This is a genomic window from Ignatzschineria rhizosphaerae, from assembly GCF_022655595.1.
GTDB lineage: Bacteria > Pseudomonadota > Gammaproteobacteria > Cardiobacteriales > Wohlfahrtiimonadaceae > Ignatzschineria > Ignatzschineria rhizosphaerae.
The window spans coordinates 622,320-640,163 of record NZ_CP093379.1; the positions used below are offsets into that span (position 1 = coordinate 622,320).

General features: G+C 38.6%; 15 protein-coding genes and 1 riboswitch. Of the genes, 12 read left to right on the forward strand and 3 right to left on the reverse strand.

Annotated elements, in window-relative coordinates; genetic code table 11:
- Window positions 1-120: 120 nt before the first annotated feature.
- The 5 genes from MMG00_RS02830 to MMG00_RS02850 all read left to right on the forward strand — a co-directional run bounded on the left by MMG00_RS02830 (window position 121) and on the right by MMG00_RS02850 (window position 5,891).
- A complete protein-coding gene (locus MMG00_RS02830; RefSeq protein ID WP_242151112.1) occupies window positions 121-1,608 on the forward strand; it encodes an aldehyde dehydrogenase family protein in 1,488 nt (495 codons plus the stop codon).
- Between the two features lie 319 nt (window positions 1,609-1,927).
- Entirely contained in the window at window positions 1,928-2,878 is a 951-nt protein-coding gene (locus tag MMG00_RS02835; protein ID WP_242151115.1) for an ABC transporter permease, read from the forward strand.
- On the forward strand, window positions 2,875-3,819 hold the full coding sequence (locus MMG00_RS02840; protein WP_242151118.1) for an iron chelate uptake ABC transporter family permease subunit: 945 nt from the start codon (window positions 2,875-2,877) through the stop codon (window positions 3,817-3,819). The genes MMG00_RS02835 and MMG00_RS02840 overlap by 4 nt, the downstream gene beginning before the upstream one ends.
- Window positions 3,819-4,577 carry an iron ABC transporter ATP-binding protein gene (locus MMG00_RS02845; RefSeq protein WP_242151121.1) on the forward strand — a complete coding sequence of 253 codons (759 nt, stop codon included), beginning with the start codon at window positions 3,819-3,821 and terminating at the stop codon, window positions 4,575-4,577. Before MMG00_RS02840 ends, MMG00_RS02845 begins: the two co-directional genes overlap by 1 nt.
- Before the next feature lie 327 nt (window positions 4,578-4,904).
- On the forward strand, window positions 4,905-5,891 hold the full coding sequence (locus tag MMG00_RS02850; RefSeq protein ID WP_242151124.1) for a siderophore ABC transporter substrate-binding protein: 987 nt from the start codon (window positions 4,905-4,907) through the stop codon (window positions 5,889-5,891).
- Between the two features lie 287 nt (window positions 5,892-6,178).
- Here MMG00_RS02850 and MMG00_RS02855 read toward each other — a convergent pair whose 3' ends face one another.
- Together MMG00_RS02855 and trkA are read right to left on the reverse strand one after the other, a co-directional pair.
- Window positions 6,179-7,387: an argininosuccinate synthase gene (locus MMG00_RS02855; protein WP_242151128.1), complete on the reverse strand. Its 1,209-nt coding sequence runs from the start codon at window positions 7,385-7,387 to the stop codon at window positions 6,179-6,181.
- 32 nt (window positions 7,388-7,419) lie between these two features.
- On the reverse strand, window positions 7,420-8,799 hold the full coding sequence (gene trkA / locus MMG00_RS02860) for a Trk system potassium transporter TrkA (protein ID WP_242151131.1): 1,380 nt from the start codon (window positions 8,797-8,799) through the stop codon (window positions 7,420-7,422).
- A gap of 251 nt (window positions 8,800-9,050) precedes the next feature.
- Window positions 9,051-9,237: riboswitch (M-box (ykoK) riboswitch) on the forward strand.
- A 335-nt stretch (window positions 9,238-9,572) separates the two neighbouring features.
- On the opposite strand from trkA, the gene mgtE reads away from it, so the two are divergent.
- Both mgtE and MMG00_RS02870 read left to right on the forward strand, forming a co-directional pair.
- Window positions 9,573-10,601, forward strand: a complete 1,029-nt coding sequence (gene mgtE, locus MMG00_RS02865) for a magnesium transporter (protein WP_242151134.1) — start codon at window positions 9,573-9,575, stop codon at window positions 10,599-10,601.
- Window positions 10,602-10,713: 112 nt separating this feature from the next.
- Window positions 10,714-11,991: an AmpG family muropeptide MFS transporter gene (locus MMG00_RS02870; protein ID WP_242151138.1), complete on the forward strand. Its 1,278-nt coding sequence runs from the start codon at window positions 10,714-10,716 to the stop codon at window positions 11,989-11,991.
- 168 nt (window positions 11,992-12,159) lie between these two features.
- Here MMG00_RS02870 and MMG00_RS02875 read toward each other — a convergent pair whose 3' ends face one another.
- Window positions 12,160-12,822, reverse strand: a complete 663-nt coding sequence (locus MMG00_RS02875) for a fumarylacetoacetate hydrolase family protein (protein ID WP_242151141.1) — start codon at window positions 12,820-12,822, stop codon at window positions 12,160-12,162.
- Window positions 12,823-13,040: 218 nt separating this feature from the next.
- Here MMG00_RS02875 and MMG00_RS02880 point away from each other — a divergent pair, with 218 nt between their 5' ends.
- From MMG00_RS02880 to rbsB, 5 genes are all read left to right on the forward strand, one after another.
- On the forward strand, window positions 13,041-13,736 hold the full coding sequence (locus MMG00_RS02880) for a VIT1/CCC1 transporter family protein (RefSeq protein ID WP_242151145.1): 696 nt from the start codon (window positions 13,041-13,043) through the stop codon (window positions 13,734-13,736).
- 230 nt (window positions 13,737-13,966) lie between these two features.
- A complete protein-coding gene (gene rbsD, locus MMG00_RS02885; protein ID WP_242151148.1) occupies window positions 13,967-14,398 on the forward strand; it encodes a D-ribose pyranase in 432 nt (143 codons plus the stop codon).
- A gap of 5 nt (window positions 14,399-14,403) precedes the next feature.
- Window positions 14,404-15,918 (forward strand): ribose ABC transporter ATP-binding protein RbsA, encoded by a 1,515-nt coding sequence (rbsA, locus tag MMG00_RS02890; RefSeq protein ID WP_242153255.1) that lies wholly within the window; start codon window positions 14,404-14,406, stop codon window positions 15,916-15,918.
- Window positions 15,903-16,850, forward strand: coding sequence for a ribose ABC transporter permease (rbsC, locus tag MMG00_RS02895; protein ID WP_242151151.1), 948 nt, complete (start codon window positions 15,903-15,905; stop codon window positions 16,848-16,850). Before rbsA ends, rbsC begins: the two co-directional genes overlap by 16 nt.
- 53 nt (window positions 16,851-16,903) lie before the next feature.
- A complete protein-coding gene (gene rbsB, locus MMG00_RS02900) occupies window positions 16,904-17,791 on the forward strand; it encodes a ribose ABC transporter substrate-binding protein RbsB (protein WP_242151154.1) in 888 nt (295 codons plus the stop codon).
- The last annotated feature ends 53 nt before the right edge of the window (window positions 17,792-17,844 follow it).

Consider the following 17,844-nt stretch of genomic DNA (forward strand, 5'->3'; position numbering starts at 1 on the left):
ACTAATTTTTATTTAATAGAAAGTTTTTTAATAGATAATTATTAATAAAAAGGGTATGTTCATAGATAAGTCCTTTATTATTTTAAGGGTTTCTAAAGTGAATATTTTAGGAGTGATGTTATGAGAAAGTTAGCAGATTTAACCCAAGATCTTAGACCGCAAGCTTCATATCAATTGTTGATTGATGGTGCTTGGTCAGATGGTGCTCAGAAGAAAACTTTTGAGAGCTTTAACCCGGCAACGGGCGAGAAGTTAGCTACAATCGCTGTTGCAGAGAAGGAAGATGTCGATCGTGCTGTTGAAACAGCGTGGCAAGCATTTGACTCATGGAGTAAAACCTCCCCCCAAGAGCGTTCTAAATATCTTCTTGAAATAGCCGATCGCTTAGAGGCAGAAGCGAAGCGCTTTGCAACGCTTGAAACCTTAGATAATGGTAAACCGATTCGAGAAACCACCAATGTGGATGTACCGCTTGCGATAGATCATTTTCGTTATTTTGCTGGCGTGATCCGTTCTGAAAGTGATGAGGCTAATCTTATTAATCAAGATAGCTTGAGTATAGTCCTTAGTGAACCTATCGGTGTTGTAGGGCAAATTATTCCATGGAACTTCCCCTTATTGATGGGCGCGTGGAAAATTGCACCGGCTTTAGCTGCGGGAAACTGTATTGTTATTAAGCCTTCAAGTGATACTTCAATCTCTGTCCTTGAATTGGGCCGAATTTTAAATGAAGTGCTCCCTAAAGGCGTGGTGAGTGTTTTGACAGGGGGAGGTTCGACAACGGGTAATCATATTCTCGAGCATGAAGGCTTTAGTAAATTTGCGTTCACAGGTTCTACCGAAATTGGCTATACAGTGGCAAAAGCGGCGGCTGATAAATTAATTCCAGCAACGCTTGAACTAGGTGGTAAATCGGCCAATATTATTTTTGAAGATGCCCAGATTGATAAAGCGATCGATGGCGCGCTTATGGGAATCTTATTTAATCAAGGGCAGGTCTGCTGTGCGGGGTCACGCCTTTTTGTACAGCGCTCAATTTATGATGATTTCCTAAAACGTCTTAAAGCAAAATTTGAGAGTGTAAAAGTGGGAGATCCATTAGATCCTAATACTCAGATGGGAGCGCAAATTAATGAGAAGCAGCTAAAGCAGATCTTAGGATATGTGGATATTGCTAAAGAAGAGGGTGCGACTATTTTAACAGGTGGTAAGCGTGCTCATGAAACAGGAGCCTTCCTTTGCCCAACAGCAATAACAGATGTAAAAATGAATATGCGTATTGAGAAAGAGGAAGTCTTTGGTCCTGTGGTGGCAATTGTAGTCTTTGATACCGAAGAAGAAGTTATCAAGTGGGCGAACGATTCTGAGTATGGTTTAGGTGGGGCGGTTTGGACTCGTGATATTAATCGTGCTTTCCGTGTGGCAAAGGCAGTGAGAACAGGAAGAATGTGGGTGAATACTTATAATGAACTACCTGCTCACTCACCATTTGGCGGCTATAAAAAATCAGGAATTGGTCGTGAAACACACAAGATGATTTTAGAGGCTTATACGCAGAAGAAAAATATCTATATTAGTTTTAATGAAAAATTAACAGGTTTCTATTAAGTTTTTATTAAACAAGATATTTTTAAATATTTGATTAGAGAATGAAGCGGTTTTAAGGACATTTATCCATTACAACTTGATGAATGGTTAAATGAAGTGAAGAAAATTAAAGCTTCTTTACATTAACTTCATTGTTCGAAAGTGAAGAAGAGCTAGGAAACTAGCTCTTTTTTTTATAAGTGTATTAAAGTTGCGCAAATGTTACAGGTTATCATTTAAAACGTTTAATTCACCTATGAAAAATCTAAATATCCATGTAAAATAACAATCATTATCATTCGAATTGATATTCCATTTGTAAAAGGCTAGTTCTATAAACATGAGAATACGATATTGGGTTCTCATTCTCTTAGTATTATCTGTGATTTCCCTTTTTGTGGGAGTCATTAATATTTCAGTGAATGACCTCTTTAATTTAACTGATGCGCAAAAACAGACGATTCTGATTAGTCGCATTCCAAGATTGATTACAATTTTAATTGCCGGCGCAAGTCTCTCTATTAGTGGCTTGATTATGCAAAAATTAAGTCAAAATCCTTTTGTGTCACCCACGACAGCAGGAACGATGGAGTCCGCTCGGTTAGGGATTTTAATTGCGATCTTATTATTTGCCGGTGCTTCACCCATTATTAAAATGGCATTAGCATTTATCTTTGCGCTACTTGGCACGTTTATTTTTATGAAGATATTGCATCATATTCGTTATAAAGATGCGATATTTGTCCCCTTGATAGGTTTAATGTTCGGGGGGATTATTGGTTCTATCTCTACCTTTATCGCTTATAAATACGATTTAATTCAAAACTTATCATCTTGGTTAATTGGTGATTTCTCAATGGTAATGTCAGGGCGATATGAGTTAATTTATATCTCAATCCCTTTAATGATAGTGGCTTATCTTTATGCTCACCAATTCTCTATTGCGGGAATGGGGCAAGATTTTGCTAAGAATCTAGGACTTAAATATAAGCAAATTATGAATATTGGTTTGGCAATTGTCGCAATGATTACGGCATCTGTTATTTTAACAGTGGGAATGATCCCCTTTTTAGGACTCATTGTGCCTAATATTGTCTCGCTTTATATGGGGGATAATATTCGTACGACACTGCCTTATACAGCTATTTTGGGTGCGATTGTGGTTTTAGTTTGTGATGTTGTTGGGCGTCTTGTGATTTATCCTTATGAGATTCCTATTAGTGTGATGATTGGAATTATTGGTAGTGCAATTTTTATCTGGTTGCTCTTTAAAAAGGCGGCAGCTGCATGAGTAATCGTACAAAATTAATAATTTTAGCAATCTTGATGCTCACGAGCGTTTCTTTATATCTTTTTTATCAGCTTGGGAGTAATTGGGATTACGCATTGCCACGTAGGGGATATAAAGTTGCGGCAATGGTCGTTGCAGGAAGCGCAATTGCATTTTCTACAGTCATTTTCCAAACGGTAACTCATAATCGTATTTTAACGCCCAGTATTATGGGGTTAGATTCACTCTATCTTTTAGTGCAGACTCTCTTGATCTTCTTCTTAGGTAGTAAGAATTTCACGATGATTAGCAATGAATGGCTATTTCTCTTATCTGTTGGTGTTTTAATGCTTTTTTCCATATTACTCTTTAAAGGTGTTTTAGGTAAAGAGGGGAGATCGGTCTATTTCTTGTTACTAATAGGGATCGTCTTAGGGGCATTATTTCAGAGTTTAGCGACTTTCATGCAGGTTTTAATTGACCCTAATGAATTTATGATTGTCCAAGATAAGATGTTCGCAAGTTTCAATAACGTTCAAGTAAAATTACTATGGTGGGCAATTGGGATTTTAGGCGTGACATTTATCTGTTATATCCCTTATATTAAATACCTTGATGTTTTATCCTTAGGGCGAGATCAGTCTTTGAATCTTGGCGTCTCTTATCAGCGCATCGTCATGATTACCTTGATCGTTGTCGCAATTTTTACAGCCGTGTCAACAGCATTGATCGGACCGATTACCTTTTTGGGCTTATTAGTCGCAAACCTTGCCTATGAGGTTTTTAAAACTTATCGCCATTCTATTTTATTGGTAGGTGCGGTATTAGTTTCAGTGATTGCTCTATCGTTCGGGCAGGTCTTAGTAGAGCGAGTCTTTAGTTTCACGACGACGTTAAGTGTCATTATTAACTTTATCGGGGGAATCTACTTTATGTACTTATTATTAAGGGGGAGCAAGTAATGGTTGTTGTCGAAAATGTTTCCAAGCTCTTTGGGCAAAGAAAAGTCGTTGATGATGTCTCAATTTCAATCCCAAAAAATAAAATTACTTCATTGATCGGACCTAATGGCGCAGGAAAAAGTACCTTATTAGGCATGATGAGCCGGTTGTTAACCCCAGATAATGGCAATGTGACAATTGATGGTCTTTCAATTTCTGACTGGAAAGGGGATGATCTGGCGAAGAAGATTTCGATTTTAAAGCAAGCTAACTACCTTAATTTAAGAATTACCGTGAGAGAGCTCGTGGCTTTTGGTCGTTTTCCTCATAGTAAAGGACGATTAACAGCAGAAGATCAGACCTTTATTGATGAAGCAATTGAGTATATGGGCCTCTCTTCGATGCAAGATAAATATATTTCAGAGCTCAGTGGTGGTCAAAGACAGTGTGCTTTTATTGCAATGGTTGTTGCGCAAAATACGGAGATCATCTTTTTAGATGAACCTTTAAATAATCTAGATATGAAGCATTCTGTAGAGATTATGCAAGTGCTTCGTAAGTTAGTAGATGAAAAGAATAAAACGATTGTCATCGTGATTCACGATATCAATTTTGCCTCTTGTTACTCAGATCATATTATCTCTCTTAAAAATGGTGCCTTGGTGCATGAAGGTGCAACCGAGAAGATTATTGATAGTAATATTTTAAGGGATATTTATGATATGGAGATCCCTATTCAGATGATTGATAATCGGAGAATTTGTGTCTATTTCTCATAAAAATAGATAAAAATAAACTTTATTATCGAGAATCTCATGAATTGGAGATTAATGCTGTTTTTAAGTATTTGATATTTTTATATTAAAAGAGAAGGGGAACATTCTTTATATCGGTGAGGAAAATATATTGGGTGAATCCCTTTTTTTAAGGTATCCTAATGTGAATGATTCTCAATTTAAAAAAGGATTGAGTATCAAATAGCGTTTTAGTATTCTTAAAAGTCTTGATAAATCAGGCAATTGATTACAGATTAAATAAGAAATTGAGTTTTAGATCTTTAAAGTATATGAAAATTTTAAGCTTGGTAAAATTATAAGGAGTTACCGATGAAAACAAAAATGTTTAAGAGAGTTGTGATTGCATCTGCATTAGCATTAGTTTTAGCTGCATGTGGTGATGAGAAAAAAGCAACAACCGAGACATCATCAACAACAAATCAAACAACAGAAACAACACAGCAAGCGGCACCTAAAACCGTCACTATTAAACATGGATCGGGCGAAACAGTAGTTCCTTTAAAACCTGAAAAAGTGATCTCATTTGATTTAGGGGCAGTAGATACCTTAGAGAAGATTGATGTTGATATCATCGGTTTACCAAAAGCAAACCTTCCTAGCTATTTATCGAGTTATAAAGCAGATAAATATGGTGATTTTGGGAGTTTAAAAGAGCCTAACTTTGAAGCAATTCATGCGGCAAAGCCAGATGTGATTATTATTGCTGCTCGTCAAGCTGCGCTTTATGATCAATTTGCAGAAATTGCCCCTACATTAAACCTCTCTCTTGATGAGAAAAATTACGTTGAATCAACGGCGAATAATGCAAGAGTGATGGGGAAAATTTTTGATAAAGAAGCACAAGTTGAAGCAGAGATAAAAGCTTTAGAAGATAAAGTTGCAAGCGTATATGAGCAGACAAGCAATATGCCAGATACAGCGCTTATTCTCCTTGTGAATGATGGTAAAATCAGTGCTTATGGTTCAGGTTCACGTTTTGGAATTATCCATGATGCTTTAGGATTTAAATCAGCTGATAAATCAATCCAAGTTTCAACTCATGGTCAAACCGCATCATTTGAATATGTGATGGACTTAAACCCTGATTATATCTTTGTGGTAGATCGTAGTGCGGTTGTTGGTAATAGTGAAACATCTGCAAAACAAGTTGTAGAAAATGATCTTGTGAAAAATACCAATGCGTATAAAAATAACAAAATTATCTATTTAGATCCAAATGTTTGGTATCTCTCAGGTGGCGGACTTAAATCAACTACTCAAATGGTGGATGATGTACAAAATGCCATTAATAAATAATTATTAGATCAAGATCTTTAATTAAAAACGCAGCTTGCTTTATAGGGCTGCGTTTTTTTGTGATCAGACATATAGCCTATTCGGTTTCAGAAAAATAGCTTTAAAAGTGAAACCGTGTAGTGGTGCCTTAAACTCACTTGTAGGGTGCTAAATAGAAGGGATTCGGCGCTTTTTATAACTAATGTGTCGGCAATCTGATTCAGTTGCTTTTAAACCGATTTCACTATAATAAAAAAATCCCAGTAAACAATTTACTGGGATTTATCTATTTCGTTCTCGTTAAAAAATTAACGGCGATTTTTACTCGCTGCAATACGTAAACGAAGTGCGTTCAATTTAATGAAGCCACCAGCATCTTTTTGATCGTATGCGCCGCCATCATCTTCAAATGTTGCGATATCTTCATCAAAGAGTGAATCATCAGATTTACGGCCGACAATGATCACGTTGCCTTTGTAGAGTTTCACGCGAACAACACCGTTCACAAATTTTTGTGATTCATCGATCATTGTTTGAAGCATTTCACGCTCAGGACTCCACCAGTAACCGTTATAGATGAGGCTTGCATATTTTGGCATGAGCTCATCTTTAAGGTGCGCAACTTCACGGTCTAAAGTAATCGACTCAATTGCACGGTGTGCTTTAAGCATAATTGTTCCTGCTGGCGTTTCGTAGCAACCACGTGCTTTCATACCAACATAGCGGTTTTCAACGATATCAACACGGCCAATACCATTCGCGCCCGCAAGTTTATTTAGTTGTGCCATCACATTTGCTGGAGATGTATCCACACCATCAATCGCAACGATATCACCATGGCGGTAAGTTAACTCAACATAAGTTGCCGCATCTGGTGCTTCTTCAGGAGAAACAGTCCAGCGCCACATGTCAGCTTCAGGTTCGCTCCATGGGTTTTCTAGTGATAAGCCTTCATAAGAGATATGAAGAAGGTTTGCATCCATTGAGTATGGGGATTTTTTACCACCACGATCAATCACGATATTATTTTTCTCAGCGTAATCGAGAAGTTTCTCACGAGACATTAAGTCCCACTCACGCCAAGGAGCGATGACTTTAACGCCTGGTTTAAGCGCATAAGCACCAAGCTCAAAACGCACCTGGTCGTTCCCTTTACCGGTTGCGCCGTGTGAGATCGCATCAGCGCCTGTTTCGTTAGCGATTTCGATTAAACGTTTTGCGATTAATGGGCGAGCGATTGAGGTACCAAGAAGATACTCACCTTCGTAGATTGCGTTAGCGCGGAACATTGGAAAAATAAAGTCACGAGCAAATTCTTCGCGAAGATCGTCAATATAGATCTCTTTTACGCCGAGCGCTTGTGCTTTCTCGCGTGCTGGTTCAACTTCTTCCCCTTGACCGATATCTGCTGTAAATGTTACTACTTCGCAATTATATTCGTCTTGTAACCATTTAAGGATTACGGAAGTGTCTAACCCGCCTGAATATGCGAGAACCACTTTATTGATTTTTTCCATTACAGTCTCCTGTCGACTTTTGGTATGAAAGATTATTTTCTAAGTTCAAAGAGATCTTCCACTTCGGGAATACTCTCTTTATCGGTGATAAATAAGATTAGATGATCATTCTGTTCAATAAACATGGAGGGCTCAATCTTCATGACTTTTCCTCGGCGAATGAGTCCTGCGACCACAACATTTTCTGGCCAGCGGATTCCTTCTAAGGATTTTCCAACGATTTTTGAGGTTTCGGCATTCCCGTGGGCAATAATCTCCATTGCTTCTGACTCGCCTGATCTAAGAGAGTATACCTGAACAATATCTCCTTTTCTAATGTATGTGAGTAGTGTACTTAATGTAACTTGTTGAGGTGAGAAGGCGAGGTCGATATTTGACTCATCTTCGATCATTTCTAGATAAGAAGAACGGTTAATTAACGACATTGAGAATTTTGCGCCTAAGCGTTTTGCCAGCATTGCTGACATAATATTGGTTTGATCATCATTGGTGAGCGCACAAAAAAGATCAGTTTTTTCAATATTCTCTTCAAATAAAAGCGCCTCATCTGTGCAATCACCGTGGAGAATCAGGCTTTTGTTAAGTTGTGCGGCTAAGTGATTAGCACGATCAGCATTCGCTTCAATCAGTTTTACATGGGTAAATGATTCTAATGCTTCAGCAAGTGATGCTCCGATATTTCCGCCGCCGGCAATAGTGATGCGCTTTGCTGAGCGCTGTTTTGCTTGAAACTGCTCAATAACTTCACGAGCATCAGAGCGAGCGCAGAGAAAGTAGACCTCATCATCTTCTTCTAAGATGGTGTTTTCATCAGGAATAAACTCAGAGCCCTCGCGGTAAATGGCAACATAGTTAATATTGAGATGGCGAGTTCGGCGTTTAATTTTAGCAAATCGTCTTCCATAGAGTTGTGAGTCCTTTTCAACGCCCATAGAAACGATGAGCGCTTCCCCTTTAGAGAAACGGAGGACATCAAGCGCGCCTGGCAGCTCAATGATATTTTTGATGTAGTTTGTAATAAGCGTTTCCGGGCTGATAACAACATCAATATGGAAGGTTGAATCGAGCTTATTGCCAAAAAGATCCCCATGACGAAGATAATCTTGAGAGCGAACACGCGCTACTTTTAGTTTAATGCCAAAAACGGTATGCGCCACTTGGCAGGCAACGATATTGACTTCATCACTTGATGTGACTGCAATAATAACATCCATGCTCTCAGCACCGGCCTCTTTTAAAATCACAGGGGAGGCTGCATTACCGCGAATGGTACGGATATCATAACGTTCTTTAAGAGATGCAAGCGGCTCATATTGATTATCAATAATTGTAATATCATTTTGCGCTTCTTTTGATAAAACATGCGCAACCGTAGAGCCAACTTGCCCAGCACCTAAAATCAGAATTTTCATTACTTGAGTGGACCTTTTTTATAACAGGGCAATAATACCGCAAATAGCATTAAATTTGTACCTTTTTTCATAGCATTATGCGCTAGATCTAAGATAATAGGTGGTAATTATTTTCAACTGCGCAAATTGCTATCATTGAAGGGTTGTGGTATAATTTTTGCCTTAAATTCCCAGTAGGTCTTTAATATCATTGCGCTTAATGAAAGGCAATAATTGAGGAGAGTTACTAACTTAGATCATTCAAATCGATAATGATTCCTCGTTAGGTGAGGCTCCTATATGGTTGTAAGCTGTTGCCCAGAAATGTCGAGAGACACCAATGGGTCAGCAGGAATAATCGAATTAAGGTTATTTCTAATACAGTGAGAATGAATAGTTTAGTCAATGACTATCGGTTCTAGCCATATAGTGCTAAAGTTTTTACGAAGGAGGGGCCTTAACCCGTATCTTGCGAGTTCCTCGTTAAGGCGTCGAAAGACTATTTCTATTAAGGCAAAGGATATCCTTGATAAATTTAGGCTTTCAGAATACGTTATTGTTGAAGCAGCAATAAGCTAGAAATTAGGGGAGATCATAGGAATTGAGACCAATCTTTATTTGAAGATTGTTTTTTTATGGTGCTCTCATTTATTTCTAAAGATTTTGCGTAATTGGTACATGGTGCAGTATAAATGTACTGAGAGCTTTAATATTCAAATAGCGTCCTTCAAGCTATAACCTCATTCTAATTTTGTAGATCAGTATCGATCACGCCAAGTCATAGGAGGATGCTTATGGTTCAACAGCAAAATGTTAAAAGACCACATGAGTTCGCAGAGGAAACTGTCGGATCTTTAATGGATTTTGATTTTATTTGTGTTCCTGAAACGTATACTGTTGGTGAGGCATTTAAGTATCTGAGGAAGAATGTTCACGGGAAGGCCAATATTCACTATAGCTACGTGATTGATCCAATGGGCGTGCTTGTTGGGGTATTATCGCTGCGTGAACTGTTAGGCGCTGATGAAAATAGTATCTTACAAGATATTATGTCTCCTACCTCTTTAAAATTAGATTACAACCTAGACCAAGAAAAAGCGGCCAAAATATTCCAAGATTCAGATCTTGTAACGTTACCTGTAATTGATAGTAATGGGCGAATGATCGGTGTGCTTCATGTTGATGAAATGATGGATGTTTTACAACAAGAAGCGACTGAAGATATTCATAAAATGGCATCGATCTCGGTCGATGATGATGAAGAGGTCAAAGGTCTTTTAGAGTCATCAATGGCTTGGCTTTATAAAAAACGTATTGGCTGGTTGGTGATTTTAGTCTTCGTAAACCTCTTGTCAGGCGCTGGGATTGCAAGTTATGAAGAGTTATTGAATGATCATATCTATGTGGTGTTTTTCTTACCGCTTTTAATCGCAAGTGGTGGAAATACAGGATCACAATCGACAACGCTTGTTATACGAGCGATGGCGATTGGTGATGTGACAATGAAAGATTGGGGTAGGGTGTTCGTTAAAGAAGCATTTGTCTCCTTTGCGCTAGGTTTAACAATGGCAGCAGCGATCGCCGTGATCGGTTATTATCGTGGTAGTGATTATGGTGCCGGCACTGAAACGGCGATTATTATTGCGTTATCGATGGTGATTGTGGTGATGTTTGGGGGACTTTTAGGGGCGGTGATTCCTTTTGTCTTTAGACTCTTTAATCTAGACCCAGCCACAGCAAGTACGCCACTAATTACCTCTATCTGTGATATCGCAGGCGTCTTTATCTACCTAGGGATTGCTAGTATGTTCTTGCAACTATAGATTAAATTATCTGCAAAAAGAATTGAGTGAGATTTTGCAGGAATATATCTGCTATGATCGGTGAGTGATATCATCGATCATTTTTTTTAAAGAGATAGAAAAGGAGAGGGAAGTGGCACAAGAAGACCAATTATTAAAGAGTTTTACTCGCTATTTCTCCATACAAAATCTCTCTGTTGCATTATTAGGCTTCTCATCTGGATTGCCGATCTTAATGACGCTATCAACTCTTACTTATTGGCTCTCAACTTTAGGGGTGGAAAAGTCAGCAATAGGGCTTGCCTCGTTATTAGGTATGCCATATTTACTCAAATTTATTTGGGCGCCATTACTAGATCTATTTCAATTGCCAATTTTACGAAAATTAGGGCGGCGTAAGGGGTGGATTATCTTCTTTCAGGTGGCAATTGCGCTTATATTTTTAATGTTAGCCATGATTGATCCTAAAGAGTCTCCTTATTTATTGGGGGTATTAATTTTCTCTTTAGCTTTTGCTTCAGCAAGTCAGGATATAGTGGTCGATGCTTATCGTATTGATGCCCTTGATGAGAAGACGCAAGCATACGGCGCAAGTAGTTATCTCTTTATGTATCGCATTGCCATGCTTTTAATGGGGGCTGGCGTTTTAGCGCTATCTGATCTTTATTCTTGGGGATTAATCTTTCAAGGAATTGCCTTTATTGTGGCAATCATTACAGTTTTAACCTTATTTATTCCAGAAAAGAAGCAAGAGGAAGCGAAAGATGCTTCTGAAGTTAAGGTATATAGCAATCCTTTTAAGCGATTTATTGAAGGGTTTGAGCAGTTTTTTAAACGGGATTATGCGCTATTATTCTTGTTATTAGTGGTTTGTTACAAATTACCCGATGCTGTTTCAGGCGTAATGGCAACCCCGTTTTATCATGAGATGGGGTATAGCGGTACGCAAATTGGCGCCGTTTCAAAAATATATGGTTTAGTTGCAACGCTGTTAGGGGCATTTTTGGCAGCTGCGATTATCAATCTACTAGGGCTTTATCGTAGCTTAATAGTTTCGGCAATCTTAATTGGCGTGACTAATTTGGGTTATCTCTTAATCATTATGTCGCCAAGTTTAACGATGTTAATGGTGGCATTGAGTGCGGAGAATTTTATTTCAGGTTTCTCAAGTGCCCTCTTTATCATGTTTTTAGGATTACTGTGTGATCGTAATGCCTCCGCTACGCAATATGCACTGTTAAGTGCATTTGCAACATTTGGGCTGCGCGTATTAGGCGGTGCCTCTGGCTTTATGGTAGAAGGACTTGGTTGGGCGAACTTCTTTATTTCAACGGCTGTACTTTTTGTGCCAAGTTTAATTTTAATTATTATTTTAAAGCCCCAGATTCAAAAATTGAAAGTGAGCAATTAATAGAAAAATTGCCTCAATAGCATGAGTGCATCGGTATTTGCTTAAAAAGCCATCTAAGAGTTGAGATCTTAGATGGCTTTTTAGTTTGAATATATCTTTGCAAATAACTACCAGTTGAAAGTATTGGTTGCAAGTATTGAGATAGTTGCCGATATTTTAATGTTTATTCTAAATATGGTTAATTGTAAAATCTGCAGAGATAAACTCTTCAAGCGTTAAATTGAGCTTATCGCCCGCAGCTAATTGCCCAACCCCTTCTGGCGTTCCGGTATAGATAAGATCGCCTTTTGAAAGCCCATAAATAGTGGAGAGATAACTAATAATTTCGGCAATCGGATAAAGCATCATTTTAGAATTGCCATCTTGTTTTAAAACGCCATTTTGAGTAAAGGTAAATTGGATATCTTTAGGATCTTGAATCTTTTCAGTGCTGATAAAGTCACTTACAATTGCTGCTGCCGGAAAGCCTTTACATTTTGTCCAAGGCTCCCCTTTCTTTTTTATCACATCTTGTAAGTCACGAGCCGTTAAATCAAGCCCAACGCCATAACCACCAATCACGGTAGTTGCTTCCTCAACATTTAAGTTTCGAGCATCTTGATTGATATAAATGACTAGTTCTGCTTCATAGTGCACAGAATTAGAAAATGCCGGCAAGGTGATAGTATCCCCTTTTTGTGCAAGTGCTGATGTGGGTTTTAAAAATACTAAAGGCTCTGTGGGTGTTTCATTGTTGAGTTCTTCAATGTGTTTGGCGTAGTTTCGCCCAATGCAGAAGATATTTTGAATAGGAAGAGAGGTGTTTTCTAATGTAATGCATGGTTTAGACATGAATGCTCCTAGGTGATATAGCGGTTAAATTATTCGTTATTATTTTTAATACTGTGATTGATTTTAGTATAAAGCGATGAATATTCCTACCAGAGGCGTTAATTTGTATTACTTCTCTTTTTTTTAAAATTGGGCGAATAAATCATGGTCTGTTGTTGTGTTTTTTAACTATTTCAGGAACTATTGAGAATAAGGCATTATTTAAAAAGGATAAATCGATGAGTCATAAACCAAAAAATCAAGTACGGGATATTGAGAATCGTTTAAATGTTCTACGAGCTGGGGTATTAGGTGCTAATGATGGCATTATCTCTACGGCAGGTATTGTTATTGGTGTTGCAAGTGCCACAAGTAATATGATGACAATTTTAGTGGCTGGTGTTGCGGGTTTATTAGCCGGAGCGCTCTCTATGGCTGGGGGAGAATACTCCTCAGTGAGTACTCAGAAAGATGTTGAGCAGGCCGAGGTTGAGCGCGAAAAAATATTATTACGAGATGATTTTAAAGGTGAGCAGCAATCGTTAGTTGATTATTATATCGATCAAGGACTATCACAAGATTTAGCGCTAAAGGTTGCAAAAGAGCTGATGAAAGAAGATGCGCTAGGGGTGGAAGTGCAAACAAAGTTAAATATTACCTTAGATAATTACGTGAATCCTTGGTATGCCGCTTTCTCCTCAATTATCTCATTTGCATGTGGCGCAATTATTCCGTTACTTTTTATTTTATTGTTGCCGGCTAATATTAAAATCATTGGTACTTTTATTGTTGTGTCATTCGCCTTAGCTTTAACAGGATTTATTAGTGCAAAATTAGGCAATGCCCCTAAATTAAAAGCGGTGGTTCGAAATGTGGTTGTGGGAATGGTAACCATGATTGTAACGTACGCTATTGGTCTTTTTGTTCATGTATGATGGGCTAAAAATGTTTTATTTTCACCTTTACTTTTAAAACAGTTTTTAAACCAAATCGACTATAGAATAATCTTTCCTTTACAAGACGATACGATCTGAAAGATCTACGCTGAATTTGCTGTAGGTCTTTTTTTGTATTAAAAAGCTGACGGATCGCTTAAAGAAGTGGCATGATAAGCAGAGTTGCTACGGCCTTATGGCATAATAGCCCTTAATTAAATGAGGTGGTTATGATTAAAAGTAGTATGTTAAATAGCGCTATTAACGGTGTTCTAGCAAAACTTGGGCACACAGATCAGATTGTGATTGCAGATGCAGGATTGCCTATTCCCAATAGTACCGAGCGAATAGATCTCGCATTAGTACAGGGAGTTCCCAGCTTTTTAGAGACTTTAAGAGCTGTTTTACCCGTAATGCAGGTTGAGAAAATTATCTTAGCCAAAGAGATTCAAACGCAAAATTTACAGCTCCATGAAGAATTATTACAGTTGATCGCCTATTATTCCGGCCTTGATTCAAGTAAGAAGCCAATTGAAATAATGTATATATCGCATGAAGCGTTTAAAGCCCAAACAAAAGTAGAATCTTGTAAAGCCGTGATTCGTACCGGTGAGTGCACGCCTTATGCCAATATTATTTTAGAATCTGGTGTGGTGTTTTAAATATGATTGAGCGTTATTTAAGTATTCAAGAGGTGAGCAAATCTTTTCCTGGCGTTAAAGCGTTAGATAAAGTGAGCCTCAACGTTTATGCCGGTAAAGTGATGGCACTTTTAGGCGAAAATGGTGCCGGAAAATCGACCTTGATGAAGGTATTGACCGGTATTTATAGTAAAGATGAAGGGGAGATTGAGTATCTTGGTGAAAAGATCGCCTTTAAAAATCCTCGAGATTCCCAAATTGCCGGCATTGGCATTATCCATCAAGAGTTAAACCTGATTCCTGAACTCTCCATTGCGGAGAATATCTTTTTAGGGCGAGAGTTTACCAATCGTCTAGGCTGCATTAATTGGAAAAAGATGCATGAAGAGGCGGCGCTGTTATTAAAGCGACTCAATATTCCTTATAGCACTCATACCTTATTGGGAGATCTCTCAATCGGTGGGCAGCAGATGGTAGAGATTGCGAAGGTTTTAAGTTATGAGACAAAAGTCATCATCATGGATGAGCCAACAGATGCGCTGACTGATACAGAAACGCAGTCGCTCTTTAGAGTTATTCGTGAGCTAAAAGCAGATGGGGTAGGGATTGTCTATATCTCACATCGTTTAAAAGAGATTTTTGAGATCTGTGATGATGTCACGGTGATTCGTGATGGGCAATTTGTTGCCGAGAAAGCCGTGACAGATTTAAACGAAGATAAGCTTATTGAGCTAATGGTTGGGCGCAAGTTAGAAGATCAATATCCGCGGTTAAATAAAGCTGTCGGAGAGACGATCTTATCGGTGACTAATCTTCATGGGCTTGGTGTTAATGATGTGAGCTTTACCCTTAATAAAGGGGAGATCTTGGGCATTGCTGGATTAATGGGCTCGGGGCGTACAGAGCTGATGAAGGCGATTTATGGTGCTAATGCTAAAAAGCGGGGAACCTTAACCCTTGATGGGAATATTATGAAGATTCGCTCCGCTATTGATGCGCTTAAGCAAGGCATTGTTTATATCTCCGAAGATCGAAAGCGTGATGGTTTAGTATTATCGATGACGGTTAAAGAGAATATGACTTTAAGTGCGCTCGATTTCTTTTTAGGAAAAGCCAACAATCTTCGTTTAAAAGCAGAAATTCTTGCTGTGAAAGAGTATATCGATGCTTTTAATATTAAAACGCCCCATATTGAGCAAAATATTGGTCTACTTTCAGGTGGCAACCAACAAAAAATTGCCATTGCCAAAGGCTTAATGACCCAGCCAAAGGTATTGATTTTAGATGAACCCACAAGAGGGGTAGATGTGGGGGCGAAAAAGGAGATTTATGAGCTTATTAATGAATTTAAAGCGCGTGGTTTAAGTGTGATTTTAGTCTCCTCTGAAATGCCGGAGGTATTAGGAATGAGTGATCGGATTTTAGTAATGCATGAAGGTAAAGTAACCGCAGAGCTTAGCCGAGAAGAAGCAACACAAGAAAAAATCATGGCAGCAGCTGTAGGTAAAGTAGAAGGAGTTGCATCATGCAGCAAGGAATAAAAAAATTTTTAATCGATCAAAAATCACTAATTGCTTTGGTGGTTTTAATTATTGGCGTCTCAACCCTTAATGAGAATTTTTTCACACTCAATAATATCTTTAATATTCTGCAACAAACCTCGGTTAATGCCATTATTGCGGTAGGTATGACGCTGGTGATTTTAACAAGTGGAATAGATCTTTCTGTCGGTTCAGTATTTGCCTTAACCGGCGCCGTTGCCGCTTCTATTATTGGGCAGGATATGAATCCTTTTATTGCCGTGATTGCAGGGCTCGCATTAGGGGCTTGTATTGGCTTTGGCTCTGGGGTGATTATTGCTAAAGGCAAGTTACAAGCATTTATTGCAACGTTAGTGATGATGCTCATTATTCGGGGGGCAACACAAGTTTATACTCAAGGAAGTCCTATTGGTCTTGGGATGAGTGATTATGCTTATATGTTTGAATGGATTGGCTTTGGGCGCGTTTTTGGTATTCCTATGCCGATTATCATTATGGCTGTTGTGTTTATTGTTGCAGGTTACATCTTAAAATTCACAAGATTAGGTCGTCATATTTATGCTGTGGGCGGTAATGAGTCGGCAACACGTTTATCTGGAATTAATGTTGATCGCGTTAAAATTATTGTCTATATGATTAGTGGCCTTCTTTGTGCAATTGCCGCAATGATTGAGGTTTCTCGTCTTTCATCTGCGCAGCCAACTGCCGGAATGGGTTATGAGATGGATGCGATTGCCGCAGTTGTCCTTGGTGGAACTAGTATGGCAGGTGGGCGAGGAAAGATTATCGGCACTCTAATCGGGGCGCTGATTTTAGGTTTCCTTAATAATGGGATGAACCTTTTAGGCGTAGATGCGTACTATCAGATGATTGTAAAAGGTGGTGTTATTCTATTAGCTGTATTAATAGATAATAAAACAGCTCGCGCATAATATTGATGAGTATTGGAAAGACTTTTTAAGAGTTATTAACAAGGAGTATTTATATGAAAAGAAGCATATTAAAAACAGCAATGGTTGCAGCTCTTGGGATTGGATTGATGGGAGCAAGTGCAATAGCGCAGGAGAAGATCGCTTTAGTCGTATCAACACTTAATAATCCCTTTTTTGTCACATTAAAAGATGGTGCCGTTGATAAAGCAAAAGAGCTTGGATATGAGCTTGTAGTTTTAGACTCTCAAAATAACCCTGCAAAAGAATTAGCGAATGTTGAAGATATCTTGGTAAAAGGGACAAAAGTACTCTTAATTAACCCAACAGATTCAGATGCGGTCGGCAATGCGGTCTTAGCTGCCAATAAAGCAGGTGTGCCGGTGATTACGCTTGATAGAGCAAGTGCTAAGGGCGAGGTTGTTAGTCATATTGCATCAGATAACGTTGCTGGCGGGAAAGCCGCTGGAGACTTTATCGTTGAAAAGCTAGGCAATGAGGTAAAAGTAATTCAGCTTCAAGGTATTGTGGGAACATCAGCTTCTCGGGAGCGAGGAGATGGATTTAAGCAATCACAAGAGGCGAATGGATTTAATATTATCGCTGCCCAACCTGCTGATTTTGATCGTGCGAAAGGGATGAATGTGATGCAAAATCTCTTAACGGCAAATCCAAATGTTGAAGCTGTATTTGCTGAAAATGATGAGATGGCATTAGGCGCAGTACGTGCTATTCGCTCTGCGGGAAAGGATAATGTGTTAGTTGTCGGTTTTGATGGAACCGATGATGCGATTAAAGCGGTAGAACGTGGGCAGATGGCAGCTACGATCGCACAACAACCTGAGCTTATTGGCGCAAAAGGAGTGGAAGCGGCGGAATTAATTATTAAGGGAGAAGTTCCAGAAGCAAATATTCCGGTAGAGTTAAAGATTATTACTAAATAGAATCTATTAACTAATTATTTTTCATATTATATTTTTTATTTTTATGAAAGCCT

Bases quoted from the DNA above. Each gene is read 5' to 3' on its own strand.
- MMG00_RS02830 (WP_242151112.1), top strand. From the start codon at position 121: ATGAGAAAGTTAGCAGATTTAACCCAAGATCTTAGACCGCAAGCTTCA.
- MMG00_RS02835 (WP_242151115.1), top strand. From the start codon at position 1,928: ATGAGAATACGATATTGGGTTCTCATTCTCTTAGTATTATCTGTGATT.
- MMG00_RS02840 (WP_242151118.1), top strand. From the start codon at position 2,875: ATGAGTAATCGTACAAAATTAATAATTTTAGCAATCTTGATGCTCACG.
- MMG00_RS02845 (WP_242151121.1), top strand. From the start codon at position 3,819: ATGGTTGTTGTCGAAAATGTTTCCAAGCTCTTTGGGCAAAGAAAAGTC.
- MMG00_RS02850 (WP_242151124.1), top strand. From the start codon at position 4,905: ATGAAAACAAAAATGTTTAAGAGAGTTGTGATTGCATCTGCATTAGCA.
- MMG00_RS02855 (WP_242151128.1), bottom strand. From the start codon at position 7,387: ATGGAAAAAATCAATAAAGTGGTTCTCGCATATTCAGGCGGGTTAGAC.
- trkA (WP_242151131.1), bottom strand. From the start codon at position 8,799: ATGAAAATTCTGATTTTAGGTGCTGGGCAAGTTGGCTCTACGGTTGCG.
- mgtE (WP_242151134.1), top strand. From the start codon at position 9,573: ATGGTTCAACAGCAAAATGTTAAAAGACCACATGAGTTCGCAGAGGAA.
- MMG00_RS02875 (WP_242151141.1), bottom strand. From the start codon at position 12,822: ATGTCTAAACCATGCATTACATTAGAAAACACCTCTCTTCCTATTCAA.
- MMG00_RS02880 (WP_242151145.1), top strand. From the start codon at position 13,041: ATGAGTCATAAACCAAAAAATCAAGTACGGGATATTGAGAATCGTTTA.
- rbsD (WP_242151148.1), top strand. From the start codon at position 13,967: ATGATTAAAAGTAGTATGTTAAATAGCGCTATTAACGGTGTTCTAGCA.
- rbsC (WP_242151151.1), top strand. From the start codon at position 15,903: ATGCAGCAAGGAATAAAAAAATTTTTAATCGATCAAAAATCACTAATT.
- rbsB (WP_242151154.1), top strand. From the start codon at position 16,904: ATGAAAAGAAGCATATTAAAAACAGCAATGGTTGCAGCTCTTGGGATT.